The following is a 17,246-nucleotide window of genomic DNA, read 5'->3' on the forward strand; positions in this document are numbered from 1 at the left end:
CGAAGAACGTTGGAAAGCTGACTCTGAATAGGAAAATAATCTAAATGGCATCTGTGATTGATACCCCGGCAAAGGGCAAACGTTCTCGTCCCAGTGACGCTGCCAACGATTCGTCGCCACAAACGCCGGTCTGGGACCAACCCAATCTCCAAGAGCCTGTAGCCGACAAAACGGCTGCTCCGAAAATCAGCAAGCATGCTCATCCCACCGTGGAAGAACGCAAACGGGTCTCCAATATCAGTTATTGGGCCGTCGGCTGGCTGACGATGGCACACTTGGTCGTCTTGGCCGCACCGTTCTACTTTTCATGGACCGGATTGGCGGTCATGGTCGTGATCCACTGGATGACGGGCAGCCTTGGAATCTGCTTGGGATTCCACCGCATGCTGACGCATACGGGAATGAAATCCAAACCTTGGGTTCGATACACGTTCGCCACCATCGGCACGTTGGCCGGCGAAGGATCGGCGCTCGACTGGGTCGCGGACCACCGTAAGCACCATGCGTTCAGCGATCTCGATGGCGACCCCCACTCGCCGCATGACGGCGGCATTTGGAGTCACATTTTTTGGCTGGCGTTCCACACGCACAACGGTGACCGCAAGGCATATCTACAACGCTGGGTTCCCGATTTGTACAAAGAACGTGGCATGCGTTGGTTGGATGTCTTGTTCTTGCCATTGCATATCTTGACCGGCATCATCCTGTTCACGGTCGGCTATTTTGCATTCGACCACAGCCTATACATGGCGACGTCGCTGTTGGTTTGGGGCATGTTCGTTCGCTTGGTGGGCGTGTTGCACTCGACATGGCTGGTCAATAGCGCATCGCACATGTTCGGCTATCGCAATTACGAAACGACCGACGATAGCCGCAACAACTGGTTCGTCGCGATCGTTGCTTACGGTGAAGGCTGGCACAACAATCACCATGCATATCCCCGCATGGCAAAGCACGGCCACCAGTGGTGGGAATTCGACATCACGTGGCAAGCGATCCGATTGTTGAAGGCAACCGGATTGGTCTGGGATGTCGTCGACTACAAGAACGCGGCCGAAAAGAAGGCCAAAGAAGAAGCCGCACTCGCCAACTAGGCAGCGGTCATTCCCAAAAGAATCGAACCCTGGTCGCGACTCCGTCGCGGTCAGGGTTTTTCATTGCCTGTCCAGTATCTCAACGAGCAGTATCTCAACGAGCTTTTCGGATATCAACAACTCGCGTTCCCGAAAGCGAATCGTGCCAACCGGTGGTCTTGTCGCCAAACAAGAAAGAGAACGGTTCAAAGGGAATCAGACGAGCCAACGAGCGGCCCAAAATTTGGCCGATCCCCGCTTTTCCACCCGTCGCGTTGACGACGCGTGTTCCGGTAATCAACTTGCCAATCGTCGCCCCGCACGCCAATTCCATGCCAGCGAAGTAGGCCAATGTCAACAGAATGCCAATGAACATTCCCATGAACTGCATCCCGGTGGCTTGGCTTTGTGAAAGGTTTCCGCCACCGCTGCTGGCGACCATCACCATCCCCAGCAAGAAACCACCCGCCAGCGAGATGACTTGAGTAGCGATGTTATCCAGAAAGAAGTTCACCAGACGTTTGTTCTGCGACGCTACCGGGACGTTGTCAACATTCAACTGGCCATCGAGATTGAAAGCGGCATCCGATGTGACGTTTGGGCTGGCGTAAGGATTTTCCGACATGTTTGTCTCCCAGGCTATCATTGGAATGAAAGTGGCGGGAACCAAAACGGCACACCCGACGACGGCATTCTAAGCGTTCTCAAACCGCCAGTGGGGGTCTAGGACAACAATCGGGTGACCGCGCTGGCTTTCACAAGCTCGCGTGGTTGGTTCAAGTGGTTGTAGACGATCGTTTCGGGGTGGATGCCGAAACTGTGATAGATCGTTGCCAACAGTTCGGCCGGGTGAACCGGGTCTTCCAACGGTGCCGACGCCGTCTTATCACTCTTCCCATGGACATACCCGCGGCGCGTCCCCGCGCCGGCCATTACGGCCGTATAGCAATATGGCCAATGATCACGTCCGTCGTCCGAGTTGTTATTGCCACTGGTGCTGACACCGCGTTGAGGACTACGGCCGAATTCACCCACCGCGACAACCAACGTATCATCTAGCATGCCACGGTCATCCAGATCGGTGATCAGGGCCGACAAGCCGTTGTCCAGCATCGGCGCCGACTGGTCCTTCATGCGTTTGCTAAGCCCCGTGTGATGATCCCAAGAATGGTTGTCACTGTTTGCAACCTTGGGCCAAATGACTTCAACGACCCGGGTCCCCGCTTCGACCAACCGTCGGGCCAGCAAGCAACTTTGGCCGAACGTGTTTCGTCCGTATGCATCGCGGGTTGCATCCGACTCAGCCGCCAACTCGAACGCATCACGGGCTCGCCCCGATACGATCAACGACAGGGCTCTGTCGTAGTACTCGTCCAACTCGAACGATTCGACGGCGCGATTGATGTCCGGCATCTGCGCGTTCAACAGGTCACGCAGCTTGGCCCGGCGTTGAAGACGGACGCTGAACACTTCGGGGCGAAGTTTCAAGTCGTCGATCTTGATGCGGTCCATCTTCCCCATGTCGAGATCATCGCCACTGGGATACAGCGTGTAGGGATCAAACGACTTTCCAAGAAAACCGGCAGTGCCTCCCTTACCGATCACATTGGACTCCTGAAGCGGCCGTGGCAGCATCACGAATGGTAACATCGGCTCTTCTAGCGGACGCATCTTGACGATGTTGCTGCCAAAGTTGGGGAAGTCCTTCGGCGATGGAGGTTCCAATTGACCCGACGGGCTGACTTTGTCCGTCGTGTACCCGGTCATCATTTGGTAGATCGCGGCGGTGTGATTGAACAACCCGTTGGGCGTGTAAGACATCGATCGGATCATTGTGAACCGGTCGTTGATTTGGGACAGTTTCGGCAGATTCTCGGTGAACTTGACGCCGGGAATCTTGGTGCTGATCGGCTTAAAAATACTGGCGACATTGTCCGGCACATTCTCTTTCGGATCCCAAAGGTCTAAGTGGCTGGGACCGCCTTGCAAGTAAACCAAAATGATACTCTTGGCTTTGCCCCACCCGGGACCGCCGCCGCTAAGGTTTTCCGATGCCGAGGCCGCCTGCATCCGCATCAACTCAGGCAACGATAGACCGAGCATTCCGCAGCCGCCGACACGCAAAAACGACCGACGCGTCGGCGTAAGATGCGTATCGCACAGGTCTTTGGCGGGAAAGCCTTTGAAGGACAGCATGGCGGAGTCTCCGAGGTTGGAAAGTGTGTAGCGACAAAGTGTGAAGCGACTTAGTGGTTGAACAAAAACGCCGGGCTATTCAATAACGCCCAAGTCAAGTCCTCGGCGGCAGTCAAGCGAACGTTCTCGAGTTGCCGGGTACTTTGGTCCGCGTCTGCACGCAATTGCACCAACGCCGGCGAATCGGGTGTGGGCACCGACAATCGCGTCTGCTGCTGCTCCAGTGCAACGACCTGTTCGTCGGCAGCAATCGGCTGCCTGGCAACCTGAAGTGCTTCCGTTGCTTTTTGGATCTCTGGATCCGTTTTCGAAACGTAGTCGGCGAGCAGGCTTTTCGATTCGTCGCTACGTTGGCCGGCGGGCGTGTCAAGGATGGCCGCCAACGACTCCGGTCGGCCCAATCCGATCTTGCCGGCATCCGTGGTCAGGCTGATTCGAAATCGCCCGAGGCGGTGATCGACCGCATTGTGAAATTGGTGCAAGTCAAAATTCAGTACCGTACCAGCCTCATTCGCGATTGGTTCGGCGAACTGGAACGTCGCCCAGTGAACAATGCCCAACGCATTGGCCGCAGCCCACCCGCCTTGATCGTTCGTCTTAGCATCGAATGTTTGGTCGATTTTGAACCCAGACTGCGAATAGTCGGCGGTCGCTCTCGCAATTTTCGCCGCCGTCAATTTGCCCGGTTGATCGATGGATCCCGATTTGACGACCACTTCCGTCAATACAAAATTGCCGTTTCCTCCTAAACCCGGACCGCTCGACGGCAAACTGGGATCGGGGATCGCTTCGATGCGGAACCCAGTAATCCGCGGCAGTTTCGTTTGGAAGGTTAGCTTGTAAATGCCTTTTCCCTTTTTCCCACTCGCGATGATCGATCGGTCCGATAACGGAACAAGAACCGATTGATTGGTGGTGGACGCTGCGCTCAATGCGATCGGGTGCCACTCGATTTCGCCACTTGAGTCTTTTGACCATTTCGCGATTCGCTGGTCGATGCCTGATTTTGCTTTCGCGACCATGGCTTCGGCCGCTTTCATCTTCTGAAGGCGTGCTTCTTCCAGTATCTGGTGTTCGGGTTGCATTTCGATTTTCCGCTGCTCGATTTTCGCGACCGTTGCCGCAAGGTTCGCCGCTCGCTCGATTTCCAACTTCTCGCGACGCTTTTTCCACTCTTGTTCCGATACGGCCAACCGATCGCCAAGTTTTTGATGATCGGACATGATCGTCGCTGTGGTTTCGATAAACGCTGCGAACTCGGCTTCGCTGGGCGTTCGTCCAAGCGTACGAATGAATAATTCTTCGACCAAGGCGTGATCGTCGGCGTGTTTGTCGACCAACTTCGCGAGATCATTCTTGGGATCCGCGATCGCAGCACCAATGGTCGGCCCACTGATCAGGGCCATCACCGGCCCCAATTGAAGGTCACTGGACCGCTCGCATTCGCAGGCCGTTTCTCGCGTGGGTCGCCCCAAATTCTGCAAGAAACCGTCTTCCAGCTTGACGCCGGAATCGGTTAGCGCCGCTGCGCGAGTCCCCGGCGGGACGCCTGGGATATGAGAAACGGCACCGGTAATTGAGTGAACCGCATCGTAGATCACTTCCGCCGGCAACCGCCGTGGCAGAGCGTGCGAATAGTTCAGTTTGTCGTCTTGGTTCATCGCGTGAACTGCGACATCCAATTGGTACGTGCGGCTATTGCAAATCGTCCGCATCATGTGCGCGACATCGAATCCCGATTCGATGAACGTTGTCGACAAGTGATCAAGAAGATCGGGATTGGTGGGTGGATTGCCCGCCCGAATATCATCGATCGGCTCGATCAGTCCCACACCAAACAAGTAGCCCCACAACCGATTGACATAGCTACGAGCAAAGTACGGATTGTCGGCGTCTGTGATCCAACGAGCCAACTTTGTTCGTCGTGTTGCATTGGGTTCGACTTCGTGAGGTACGTCGAAGGGAAACTTCGGCTCGACCGGTTGCCCCGTCCGCGGATGCATGACGTCACCAGTGACCTTGTCGACGACTTTTTCGAACAAAGGCGTCGCGCCTTCGACGGCGGTGCCACCAATTTTTCGATCTCCCGATGCCGGATCTTTCTCGAGCCCGACACGCGCAAAGTACGACGCCATTTCATAGTACTGGTCCTGGGTCCAGCGTTCGAACGGGTGGTCGTGGCATTTATTGCAGTTGAAACGAATCCCCAGAAACAAATGCGTCGTGTTCTCCATCGTGTCTTCGGGCACACGCAGTGTCTTGAAATACGAAGCCGGTGCATTGTCGTTGTTGGAACCGGTCGCGGTAAGCACTTCTTCAGCAAACCGATCATACGGCTGATTGGCGGCGACACTGGCGCGGATCCATTCACGAAATTTGGTGCTGCCTTCGACGCCAAGAAACTTTCGATTGACCTGTAGCAGATCCGCCCACTTGTTGGTCCAGAACTCGATGTATGCTTCACTGCCGATCAATTCATCGATCACTCGCGCACGTTTGATTCGGGTCGGCGAATCATCCGCCACGAAGCTGCGAAACTGATCACTCGTCGGTGGCAATCCGGTCAGGTCAAGGTACACGCGGCGAAGGAACGCAGGATCGTCGCAAAGATCGCTGGGCTCGACTTTCACACGATGCCATTTCGCGGCAACCAACGCGTCGATCTGACTCCACGTTTCTGGCCGACGATCCTGATAGTCTTTTCGATCTCCCATCACCGTCAGTGTTGTGGCAGCGTACGCACCTTCGAACCTCGCCAGGATCGGTGCTTCACCGCGACGAACCGCAGTCAACAATCCTGTCCTGCTAGAAACAGCGACGTCGGTGTTTCCGCTCTCGATGAAGGCTTCCCGTGTCACATCACGTGATGTCCCGTCGCCGTAGTACGCAACGACGCGAACTTGTTGGCGAGCGGCCAGGCTCTGAACGATCGGATTGGTCGGAAAGATTTCAACGTGCGATACTCGCGACGAATCCATATCCAACAGGCTGCCATCGGCAATCCAGCGACTCAAGATTGCATGGTTCGGATCGCCCGCTTCCATCAGCGTGCCGCCCTGGTGTGGCGTGGTGCCCAATGGCTTGCGAAGCATCAATGATTCTTGCGGAGCGGCGGCGTTGAGTCGACGTGCCGACAAGTCATCGGTTAAAGCACGCAAATCGAAAATGGGATCGTATCCGCGAAGCGATAGCCGGAAACCATTCTTGCCCTTTTGAGCTCCATGGCATGTGCCGCTGTTACACCCCAATCGGCTAAGCACTGGTGACACATCGCGAATGTAGTCAACGGATCCATGATCAACATCGCCCGTACGGGAACCGCTTGCCGAGATCCGAATCGACTGAGCCTGTTTTCCGAAGCGAACGGATAGCCGGCCGGAACCATTTTGCGTGGGACGCACCAGCCCATCCGTGGCAAGCGTTGCCCACGGTGGCACATCGATTTCACAAGAACGTGTGATGTCGGCGGTTTGGCCGTCTTTTCCGATTGCTGTGACAATCAATTGCGCATACGCATAAGGCGACGCAAACTCGATTTGGTCGGGTGAAATTTGAATGGACTCGATGTCGTTCATCGGCGGCAGCGTTTCGGTGACGGCGTCGTCGTATCGTTGATTCGCTCGTTTGTTCCACACTTTCGCATCGAAGCCCTCCGCGTTGCCGGCCGTTTCGGGCGCGATATCGAACGGTGCAAACGTCGAGGCGATCTGACCATTCGCGTCGATCTTGCGCACCCGCCCATCGTTGGCAGCCACCACCAGGCTTCGATCGGGCGCGAAAGCGATGGCATACACCGCGGCGTTGTCGATGGCGACACTCGCCAATTCCGTAATCTCCCGAACACGACTTTCTTCGACCCGCTTCTTTTCGGCTCCGCTACGTTCGGCGACCCGTTTGCCGAGTATCTTTTTCAAATCGTCATCGACTTCGCCATCAAAGTCATATTTCCAAACTCGCACTTCGCTGTGACCGTCAATCGTTGCGGCCGCGGCCAAGCGTGAACCGTCGTCGCTAATCGCGACGCTAAATATTCGTCCGGACATTTTGGGCAGCGTTCGGATTAAGTTGGCATCGTCGCCAATCTTGCGTGCCGTTTCACGGAAGACCCGATACACCTTCGCAACACCATCGGCACCACCGATCAAGATTTCGTCTCGAGCCGGATGAACAGCCACGCTGGAAAGCCCACCCGAGAGAGCGCCGGGGGTAATCGAAGTGATGTTGTCGACAAAGCGTTCGGTTTCGACTTCGGTTAGCTTGCACGACATGTCTCGAGCGACGGAAATCAAGTGTTTGCCATCGCGGGTGAACCCGGCATCTTGAACCCAGTCTTCGTGGGCGCCTTGGAAGAGCACTTGAACACCGCTTTCCGCATCCACGGCGCGGACCGTGTTATCCGAAGCACCCAACGCGATCTTCGTTCCGTCGGGCGACCAGCATGCGCCGCTAAGCGAATCGAAAGTCATCGGTTTGGACAACACCAACTGGTTCGATGCGACATCCCAAACTTGCAACTCACCTCGCGACGCCGGCGTTCCACCGACCGCAGCCAAACGTCGACCGTCGGGCGAGAAGCGAACGGTATTGATGCGCGGACTCATTCCGACCAGACGCGACAAGACTTTGCCGTCAGCGCCGTTGATCATCACAACTTCGTGGAATCCGGCGATCGCGATTCGCGTGCCATCGGGCGAAACATCGATCGACGGCATAGCCGGGGCGGCGGAGTAGGTTGGCGGGTGATCAGCGCTGAACCGCGGCCCTGCTTGAATGGGCGAATCGTCGACGGCACCTTCCGCGATCCACCGGCGGATCATTTCGATCTCGACATCCGCCAAGGGTTCAAACGGTTCGTCTGGCATCTCCGCATGACCGTCCACGGGTGTGATCTGGGACAACAGAAAGCTGTCCTCGGGCTTGCCCGGTACTACCGCGGCTTGCTCCGTTTCGCCGCCGATCGTCAGCGCATGAAAGTCGGTCATCGAGTACGAACCGAGCGGCTTGGCGTCCTGGTGGCAACCATAGCAAGCGCGATTCAAAATCGGTTCGACATCGCGATGGAAGCTGACCGATTCCGTCGCAGATTCAACGGGAACGTCGTCGCCAGCGGATACGATCGATCCGGCGAAACAAACCAGGAACGTCAAGCAGCGTTGAGCAGTCGCGCGCATTTACAATGTCTCGTGAAGGCCTAGCACCTTCCGAAGGATCGATTGCGTGAATGTGGCGGGAGTAACTTCGCGTTGTATCGTGACCGGACGCGTGACGACCGGTTCCAGCGAAGTTTCCCCTGGACGCAAATGGTGCTTCGGAAGGAAACGATTCGTCGGTAACAACGCCGGTCCAACAGTGATCCAGGTGGATCAACGTCGGTAGCCCAAGCGAGGGCAGGCGGGAAGTGAGAACGGCCAATGACGGCATTTCTCACCTTGACAAAGTTTAATGCGGCACTACCCATCCGTCAATCATCGCGACTCCAGACGGACCGAAATGGTAGGATGAGGCTTCAGCCTTTCTCGTTGACCACAATCGCGGGCAGACAATGACAACGATCGGGGGCCAAGGCAGGAAACAGGAAAACGGTACGTGATGGAACTTCGGATAATTTTTTTGATGTGCGTTGGGGCGATCGCCGGAGCGCTCGCTAACCATATCATCTACACTTTCGCGTATTTCGGAGCCCGCCCGATTTCCCCCTGGGTGGCGGCCGACGAAAAAGCACCGCCGCGAAAATGGCTTGATCGAGTCCCGATCGTGGGCTGGCTTGGCCTGCGCCGCGAAGCGGTCGTTCATGGCCGCGGTTTCTGGGTGCGTCCCATGTTGATCGAGATCGCGATGGCGATTTCGATTCCGATGCTTTTCTGGTTCGAAACTCAGGCAGGCGGCCTGCTGCCGATCGAAGCACGGTTTCCACAATCCATCACCAATTTCGAACCTTGGGCGATGTGGATTTTTTCTGCCCATGCGATCCTGTTGACGCTGATGGTGGCCGCAACCTTCATTGACTTCGACGAACGAACGATCCCCGACATTATCACCATTCCGGGAACGCTGATCGGCTTGGTGTTTGGCGCGATTTCGATCGAGATTTTTTTACCGACCGCATTGCCGGTGGGCGGTAATGCTCAATCTCTGCTACCAACGACTTTTGATTCGCCCTGGTACGCAGCGGGTCCATGGATGGGAATGACGGGCCTGCGCGTCGGAATCGCAATTTGGACCGTGTGGTGCTTCGCCCTGGCCGACCGACGCTGGCACGGTCCGTTGTTGCGCCGGCGTGGATTCGCGCGCGCCGTCAATCACTTCTTGGCCGGCCTGGTGCGTTACGGATTCTGGAAGGTTCTGCTAGCGATGTGGATCGTCGGCCTGATTGCGATCGTATCGGTTTGGAACTCGGGCGGGAATTCATGGCTAGGACTGTTTTCATCGCTGGTCGGCCTCGCTGTCGGCGGCGGCGTCGTTTGGGCGATTCGTATCGTCGCGTCATCGGCGATGAATGTCGAAGCGATGGGGTTCGGTGACGTGACTTTAATGGCAATGGTCGGCGCGTTCATCGGATGGCAGGGAGCGATATCGGCATTCTTCCTCGCTCCTTTTGCCGCCATCTTCATCGTCATCATCCAGTACATCATCACCCGCGACCCGCAAGTTCCATTTGGACCCTACCTGTGCGCGGGAACCGCACTGACCGTCTTGAATTGGGACCGCGTTTACAACAGTTGGTTGGCCACCAACTTGCAGATGATCGGCCCCATGCTGTTATGGATTTGCATCGCCATGCTAGGATTGATGGGAGTGATGCTTTTCGTTTGGCGTCACATCAAGATGAGATTATTTGCCGACTGATAGCGACAGTTTGCAGATTTGCAACTCGCTCGCCATCGCGTGTTCGTTCTTCGCTGTATTTATCTATTTTGCCGTCGCTAGCATGCTGCGGAACTCATTGATCGATCAATTCCATTCACCCTTCAATCGTCATGCCTCATCTCGCACCTGCAGTTCTTGTCACTGGCGCAGCCGGCTTTATCGGATCCCATCTTGTCCGGGCTATCCTGGATGACGAACGATACCAAGACTTTCAGATTATCGCATTTGATGACTTGTCGGGTGGGTTCAAGGAGAATATTCCAAGTCATGAACGGGTGGTTTTCGTCCAAGGTGACATCTCCAACGCCAATGATGTTGCCGAGTTGTATTCAAAGTGGCCGGTTCGTTATGTGTTTCATTTAGCGGCCTACGCGGCCGAGGGGCTGAGTCATTTTATTCGTCGATTCAACTACCAAAATAATCTGATTGGCAGTGTGAATTTGATCAACGAATCGGTAAAGGCCGGCGTTCAATATTTCGTATTCACTAGCTCGATTGCTGTGTATGGCAAAGGGCAGGTTCCGATGACAGAGGCAACCGTTCCGCATCCCGAAGACCCCTATGGCATTGGAAAGCTTGCCGTAGAGCTAGACCTAAAGTCAGCGGCGGACATGTTTGGGCTTAAGTCGACAGTGTTTCGTCCTCACAATGTGTACGGAGAATATCAGAATATCGGCGATCGATACCGTAACGTCGTGGGGATTTTCATGAACCGAATGATGCAGGGTTTGCCGTTGCCCATTTTTGGCGATGGTTCGCAACAGCGTGCCTTTACCTACGTTGCCGACATCATCCGCCCCATGTTGTCAGCTCCATTTGTTCAAGAAGCCGAGGGAGAGGCGTTCAACATTGGCGCTAGCGTACCGGTCAGCGTCCGTGAGCTAGTGGATGTAGTCGCAAGCGAGTTTGGTGGGAAACCAGAAATTCAATTCTTGGCTGCACGCAACGAAGTCCACCTTGCTTGGTCCGACCACAGTAAGGCTGATCGTGTTTTTGGTGCGTCAACCGAAACACCGCTTGCTGTTGGAATTCGACAAATGGCACGGTGGGCAAAACAAGTGGGCTATCGGAAGAGTGCTGCTTTCGAAAACATCGAAATCGAACAAGGTTTGCCGCTCAGTTGGCGGTCGCCCAACAACGACTGAATCACACAAGATTTCAATGAGTTTCAACCAGTTCGATGAGACGATCTCTCAGGACCGGGTAGTTAGCGCCAATCGAGTACTTCGCCTGAACGGTTTGTCGCCCGCGCAGACCCATCTCATTTCTCATCGATTGGTTAGACAGCAGCTTGGTGAGTGCTGCTTCCCATTCATCGGTGGTTTCCGCCGTCAATCCGTTTTGTTGACTTTCCATGATTTCGGAATTAACTCCGACGGGCGCAGCAATCGCAGGCACTCCAACCGCCAGGTACTGTATCAATTTCAATCCACACTTATAGATATCCCATTCCTGGTTTGCGAACAGAGGCATCAGCCCAATATCCATTTGTTGAAGCTGTTGCACTTCGCCAGCCGGGTCCCAACGCTGGTGAACAAGATTGACGCCGGCAAGATTGGTTTCCGCTAGCGGCGAAATGTCCGGAACAACAACTCTCAATTCATAAGGGATTTTTGCCGCGACCGCTCGCAGTGCATTCGCGGGGACTTCCAAGTATTTCAAGTTTCCCGTAGTGCCCATCCATCCCACCACAGGCAGGTCACTTACGGGTTTAGGGCGACGCTGGCGGTAGTCTTCCATATCGACGCAGGTTGGGATGTGAAGCAATTGGCTATTGAGCGGATGAACCCTTTCCATCAAGAAACGATTCCCACAAACGACAAGATCAGCCATCTTCATCAGGTGGTCAAACTTTTCGGGATAGCGCAGAAACACGGCGTCGTCGATGTCGATGACCATCTTTCCACAGGCCTCACGAAAACGCTCTTCCATCTCAGTCGATTCGTTGTCAAAAATCTCGCGATCGATAAATACCAAGTCAAAAGTAGATAACTTTGCACGCATCCAGTGCCACCAGCGCATGCTTCGTTTGAGCAACTGACTTGGACGAAAACCCATCCACGGAAAATAGTCATACTTTTGCGGGAAGCTATCGGCGCAATAGCAACGATGCCCTTCGGACCGGAAATGACGTAGGTACGGATGAATGCGGAATCTTGCCGAGGGAACCTTTGCGCCGGACGATAGAAACAAAACATTCACTTCGGCAGATCTCCGGCGGTCGTTTGATCACATGATGTATGGGCGATAATTGTCAATCGCCCCGCCTGCCCAAAAAGGGCCAACGCCTGAGCGATGGGGGCGAGTAAGAGCTGGACAGGAAGTCTCGGCGAATCGGGATAACGCATGATTCGTTGACCCAATCGAGCCGTTGATTGAAAACGCTTCAGAAAAATCCCAATGCTGCCAATGATATTGAGTACGTTTCGTTGATGCACTACTTGGACATCGGGGTATCCGGTGTCTTGGAGTAGCTTCTGCAGTCGCTTCGGATCAAAGTGATGAAGATGTCGAGGCGATTCCCAAACGTACCAGTACTTCCGAAACACTTTCGGTTCCCAGCAACCCGCATTGGGAACACTGAGTAGGAGTTGACCGCCAGGGCGAAGTAGACGGGCAAACAACTGCAAGGTGTCAACCGGATCGATGGTGTGTTCCAGCACCATCCAGGCACAGATGGCATCGAACGACCGAGGCGACAATTGGACGTCATCAAGCACACCGGTATGCACTGCGTACCCGCTTTCACGTGCCTTTTGCGATGCAACCAAACTGGGTTCGATACCGACTCCTTGCCAACCGGCGTCGGCAAGCCTGCCGAGGTAGGCTCCGGTCGAGCATCCCAGTTCTAAAACTCTAGGTGGGCCTTGGTCAAACTTTTCCGGCCAACTTGGAAGCGGCTGGCCGCGATCGTCCATCAGCCAATAGAAGAAGGCTCGCAAACCGGGAATTCGCTTCAACGGCAAATGCCGAAGATACCAGGGAGACGAGGGCGTGCTGTCGAGTTCGCGTTCGTGGGGAGCCGGAGTTTGGTGTGGTCCGTACTCCGAGGGATAGCAGCGATGAAGCGTGGCCGCCGTTGGCCGTGGATTCAGATAAAGATGGCTGCAATCGCGGCAGCGACAGACAACATACACGCCTGGAATTCGAAAAAGGTTGTCGACGGTATCAAGGACTTTGTGAAAATCCTGACTACCACAGATGGGACAGTTGACGAGCTCGAGTTCAGGTGGCTGCAGTGATGTCATCGACTCGATCGAAAAGAATTGGCTGAACAGTTTGTCAAGCGTCAATAATTGACGGTTGATCTTACTTCGCTGAGGATGTAAGTCGAACGGACGAGTGCTGACACGCCGCTGTCCTAGTAGGGTGAAGCCTATCGTCGATTGTTTGGGCGATAGTCGCGAGCAAACCGCCCGTTATGATCGTAACAGATTGCCACAGTGTCCAGTTTCCAACGTCGTTGCTTTAAAATCCTCTCTTTTTGCTTTGCCCAAGACCAACATGCTGAGACAGTTATCGGACCGACTTCACTTGGACCGTCCGTTGGCGTTCGTATTGGCCAACAAAGTCTGGCAGGTGCTTTCGGGGCCGATCACGATTGCTCTGATCATCGCTAACTTTACGCTTCAAGAGCAGGGCATGTACTCGGGCATCATCAGCATCATTGGGATCCAGTCTCTTTTCGAACTTGGGCTGCTAAACGTTCTTATCGGGCAAGCTGGCCACGAAGTGCCACATTTCTCAGAAGACCGGGCAAGCGATTCAGACGGTTCGAGTGAGTCGATTAAACGGATGGCCGAGTTGGTCCGTGGCTCTCGTCGCTGGTTTGCGATCGCAAGCATGATGTTTGCGGCACTGGCATTTGGGATCGGATTCGTAACGTTTCGGGGTACTGACGCTTACGGCTGGCAATTGCCACTCGTGTTCGTGATCCCTTTGTCAGCAATCGCGGTCTTCTTGTCGCCTTCGATCGCAATTTTGGAAGGTGCTGGTTTTCGGGACGACGTGTATCGAAACCGGCTGTTCCAGATCGTCACGGGCAGTCTTGTCGTTTGGACTGGCTTGGTACTGGGATGCAAACTTTGGGTACTGGTTTTCTCGGCAGCCGCCCAGGCTGGGTGGATGGCGTATTTGACTCATTGGCGGTACGGGGCATTTTTCAAAAAGTTCCTGACAGTGACGCAGCGACCTCACAATTTTTCTTGGCGACATGATGTTGTCCCGATTCAGTGGCGCAGTGCGATCGCCAGCATCGTGTTTTATATGGCTACCGGACTCTTCACGGTGATTGTGATCAACTTTCACTCGGCAACCGAAGCAGCGCCGCTGGGCATGACCCTAACGATCGTCGCCGCAATCCAGATGCTGGCGTTGGCCTGGATTCAAACGAAGTACCCCGTTGTTGCTGCGATGCACGGTGCCTTGCGGCGAGAAGAGGCGGGAACGCTTTGGCGACAAATTGCTATCGCGTCCACCGGCATATTGGTCGCCGGCTTGGGATCGTTGATTGCGCTGATCGCGATACTGCCGATCGCCGAGACTTGGACTTCGGCCGCCTTGGTTCCACGTTTCTTGTCCGTCGCTCAAGTTGCGATGCTGGGAACAGGGTGTGTTTTGAATCACGCGGTTGCCATCCAAGCCTTTTATGTGTTGTCACGTCGGTCCAGCCCGTTGCTCGCAGCCAGCACCATCGGCTACGGAACGGTCGGGATCGCCGTCTGGCTGGGTGGATACTGGAACGGCACGAACGGCCTTTTGCTCGGCTACATGGCCGCGATGCTGCTTGTCGCGTTTCCGATTCACACCGTCGCGTACATCAAATTTCGATCCACGTATCGCGATCCAGCTTCAGAATAGAAGCTTGATGATGTTCGACGTGTTCGTGTGATCTTTACAATTCCGCGACCTGGGGAATCGCGATGGCACTCGGGAAGCGACGCTAGGAGCAAAAAATGTTCTGTGTGACCACAGAAAAGCTGGGCAACAAGGCTTGGCTGGAAGAGTAAGGGCGACTGCCGCGAAAACGGAGTGGAGGCGTCACACGGACGTTCGCATTTTTTGCTTTGCCGGTAACCGACGGCGCATGTGGCTTCGCGGGATCGAAGATATTCGGCAGCGCTTCGTGAGCTTGGGAAGGCTTGCGACCTGAACCGAATGATGAGATTGCAATCAGAGCGGGGAAACCTGCTAGGTTGCGGCGATGGCAGAACGAGCGACGCCAGCCTTATGAGTCTTCGCCCGATTCCAAGGCCCGCCATCAAACAAGTGACTGATTCATAGACCGCTTTAACCACACTGCGAGCGAATGACTCAACTAGGCGTAAACTGAAAGCCTATCAAACGTCCCGAGCATAAATGGGATTCCAGCGGATTCGCCATCCGGCTTCCGTCGCGGTGGTTCCACCGTCGTCAGTCTTGGGCGCGTTCAGTGCAGGTGGAAGAAGTTCGTCCGCGTCGGAAGGACTGCTTTCATTGGCCGAAGGTTCCGATGGGCTGGGAGTCTCCAAAGGCTTTCGCTCGACGCTCTGCAGTCGCGACTCAGGTTCCGCGTTGTAGGACTGCGGCGATTCAAGAACCGAACTTCCCATCGAATCGGCCGGTTGCGTCACAACGGGCGACGGATCAGTGATGATCCGACTGCTGCTGTACGGCACCGATCCCATCGGCACGGAACTGGTGGATGGCGAGAACGACGAGTAACCGCTGACGATCGCGGGACTGAACGGATCGTAGTACGAAATCGGCATTTTTTGGACCATTTGCCGTGGCACCATCACCGTTTCGTTGTAGGGAACGTAAACCTGTTTTTGAACGGGTTTGCGAACGGTTTGGACGATGGCTTCTTGCTCGTAGTATTGAACCTGGATCGGTTCTTTCCGCGTTTCGTAAACCATTCGTGTCGATTGAACCGGAACTTTGCGAACTTGCTCTTCGGTCACCCATCGTTGTTGCTGGACCGGCACTTTTCGGGTCAGCGTTTCGGTGATCGGACGCTGAACCACGAACGGAACCTTGCGCACTTCGGTCGTCGCGACCATGCGAGTGGTTTGGACGGGAACGTTTTGCGTCACCATGTCAGTCTGCATTCGCGTTGTCTGCACGGGCACCCGTTGGCTGACGACCTCCTGTTGCATCCGTTGAACTTGAACCGGCACTTGGACGGTTTGTGTTTCCGGTACGTACGAAGTTTGTGCGACTTGCTGAGTGATGTAGTTCGGGCGATACGACATCTGTGTTTGCACGGTCGGCGGCGTCACCTGAGGAACGACGGCGTAGGCACCACGGACGCGAGCGAAGATACCCAAGGGTCCCGGCGTTGCGTACGCATTGGGGACATACGCCAGACCTTGCTGAACCGTTCCAGGCGTGACGACTTGCTGAGCGACATAGCCACCGGCGTCATAGGTTTGGTTCTGAACGCTTGTGACCGGACGCAGCGACGTGTACTGCTGAGACTGCATTTGAGTTTCAACGACGGGACGCTGGACCATATATTGTTGGTCGACGTACGACGTTTCGGTAACAGGCCGCTGTACCGCGTACTGTTGTTGATAGTAAGAGGTCTCAACGACCGGGCGATACGTGACGTACTGCTCTTCCCGTTCGCTCGTTTCGTTTACGTAGCGAGTCTGCTGGACGGATTCTTCCCGATACGATGTTTCGACAACAGGCTTCCAAACGGTGAACCGCTCTTCGCGGAAACTGGTTTCGACGACAGGCTTGGCAACCTTGTACTCGCGTTCTTCCGTTCGCGTCTTTAGCACGGGTCGGTAGCTGGTGACTTGTTCGTCGACGTACTCGGTCTCGTAGGACAAACGAAAACGTTGGACCGTTTGTGGTTCCATGACGGTTTCGCATTGCAGCCGATACTCAGGTTCAAAACAACAAGCGTCTTGCGCTTTGACGTTGCTTGAACTGGCCAGCATCAACACGAGTGATGGGATAGCGACGCCGCCCAAACGCTTGGTGGCGTGAGCGGTGATAGCGGCGAAGTCGAAGGGGTAGCGACAATTCATGTTTGACTTGCAAATCGGTGTGCGAGTGTTGCCTTGGGAGCGCGACGCCATCCTCGGATGATGTGCATGCTCCACCATTCCAAGGGTACGC

Annotated in this window: 10 protein-coding genes; 4 read left to right on the forward strand and 6 right to left on the reverse strand. The window is 55.1% G+C overall.

The genetic code is table 11. The annotated features are described in order from the left end of the window. The first annotated feature begins 44 nt into the window (after window positions 1-44). A complete protein-coding gene (locus Poly51_RS10000; protein WP_146456803.1) occupies window positions 45-1,094 on the forward strand; it encodes an acyl-CoA desaturase in 1,050 nt (349 codons plus the stop codon). Between the two features lie 94 nt (window positions 1,095-1,188). Here Poly51_RS10000 and Poly51_RS10005 read toward each other — a convergent pair whose 3' ends face one another. From Poly51_RS10005 to Poly51_RS10015, 3 genes are all read right to left on the reverse strand, one after another. Then, a complete protein-coding gene (locus tag Poly51_RS10005; protein ID WP_186775446.1) occupies window positions 1,189-1,698 on the reverse strand; it encodes an RDD family protein in 510 nt (169 codons plus the stop codon). Window positions 1,699-1,796: 98 nt separating this feature from the next. After that, window positions 1,797-3,269, reverse strand: coding sequence for a DUF1501 domain-containing protein (locus Poly51_RS10010; RefSeq protein WP_146456807.1), 1,473 nt, complete (start codon window positions 3,267-3,269; stop codon window positions 1,797-1,799). 50 nt (window positions 3,270-3,319) lie between these two features. Beyond that, window positions 3,320-8,440, reverse strand: coding sequence for a DUF1549 domain-containing protein (locus Poly51_RS10015; RefSeq protein WP_146456809.1), 5,121 nt, complete (start codon window positions 8,438-8,440; stop codon window positions 3,320-3,322). 418 nt (window positions 8,441-8,858) lie between these two features. On the opposite strand from Poly51_RS10015, the gene Poly51_RS10020 reads away from it, so the two are divergent. Both Poly51_RS10020 and Poly51_RS10025 read left to right on the forward strand, forming a co-directional pair. Then, window positions 8,859-10,115: a prepilin peptidase gene (locus Poly51_RS10020; RefSeq protein WP_222435819.1), complete on the forward strand. Its 1,257-nt coding sequence runs from the start codon at window positions 8,859-8,861 to the stop codon at window positions 10,113-10,115. 131 nt (window positions 10,116-10,246) lie between these two features. Beyond that, window positions 10,247-11,281, forward strand: coding sequence for an NAD-dependent epimerase/dehydratase family protein (locus tag Poly51_RS10025; RefSeq protein WP_146456811.1), 1,035 nt, complete (start codon window positions 10,247-10,249; stop codon window positions 11,279-11,281). Window positions 11,282-11,294: 13 nt separating this feature from the next. On the opposite strand, the gene Poly51_RS10030 is transcribed toward Poly51_RS10025, so the two are convergent. Together Poly51_RS10030 and Poly51_RS10035 are read right to left on the reverse strand one after the other, a co-directional pair. Continuing rightward, on the reverse strand, window positions 11,295-12,140 hold the full coding sequence (locus Poly51_RS10030) for a glycosyltransferase (protein WP_186775447.1): 846 nt from the start codon (window positions 12,138-12,140) through the stop codon (window positions 11,295-11,297). 194 nt (window positions 12,141-12,334) lie between these two features. Further along, window positions 12,335-13,096, reverse strand: coding sequence for a class I SAM-dependent methyltransferase (locus Poly51_RS10035; protein WP_186775448.1), 762 nt, complete (start codon window positions 13,094-13,096; stop codon window positions 12,335-12,337). A gap of 529 nt (window positions 13,097-13,625) precedes the next feature. Between Poly51_RS10035 and Poly51_RS10040 the strand changes: the two genes are divergently transcribed. Further along, window positions 13,626-14,996 carry a hypothetical protein gene (locus tag Poly51_RS10040; protein WP_146456817.1) on the forward strand — a complete coding sequence of 457 codons (1,371 nt, stop codon included), beginning with the start codon at window positions 13,626-13,628 and terminating at the stop codon, window positions 14,994-14,996. 479 nt (window positions 14,997-15,475) lie between these two features. Here Poly51_RS10040 and Poly51_RS10045 read toward each other — a convergent pair whose 3' ends face one another. Beyond that, complete coding sequence (locus tag Poly51_RS10045) at window positions 15,476-17,155, reverse strand: hypothetical protein (protein WP_146456819.1); 1,680 nt, start codon at window positions 17,153-17,155, stop codon at window positions 15,476-15,478. Between the last annotated feature and the right edge of the window lie 91 nt (window positions 17,156-17,246).

The organism is Rubripirellula tenax (genome assembly GCF_007860125.1).
Lineage (GTDB): Bacteria > Planctomycetota > Planctomycetia > Pirellulales > Pirellulaceae > Rubripirellula > Rubripirellula tenax.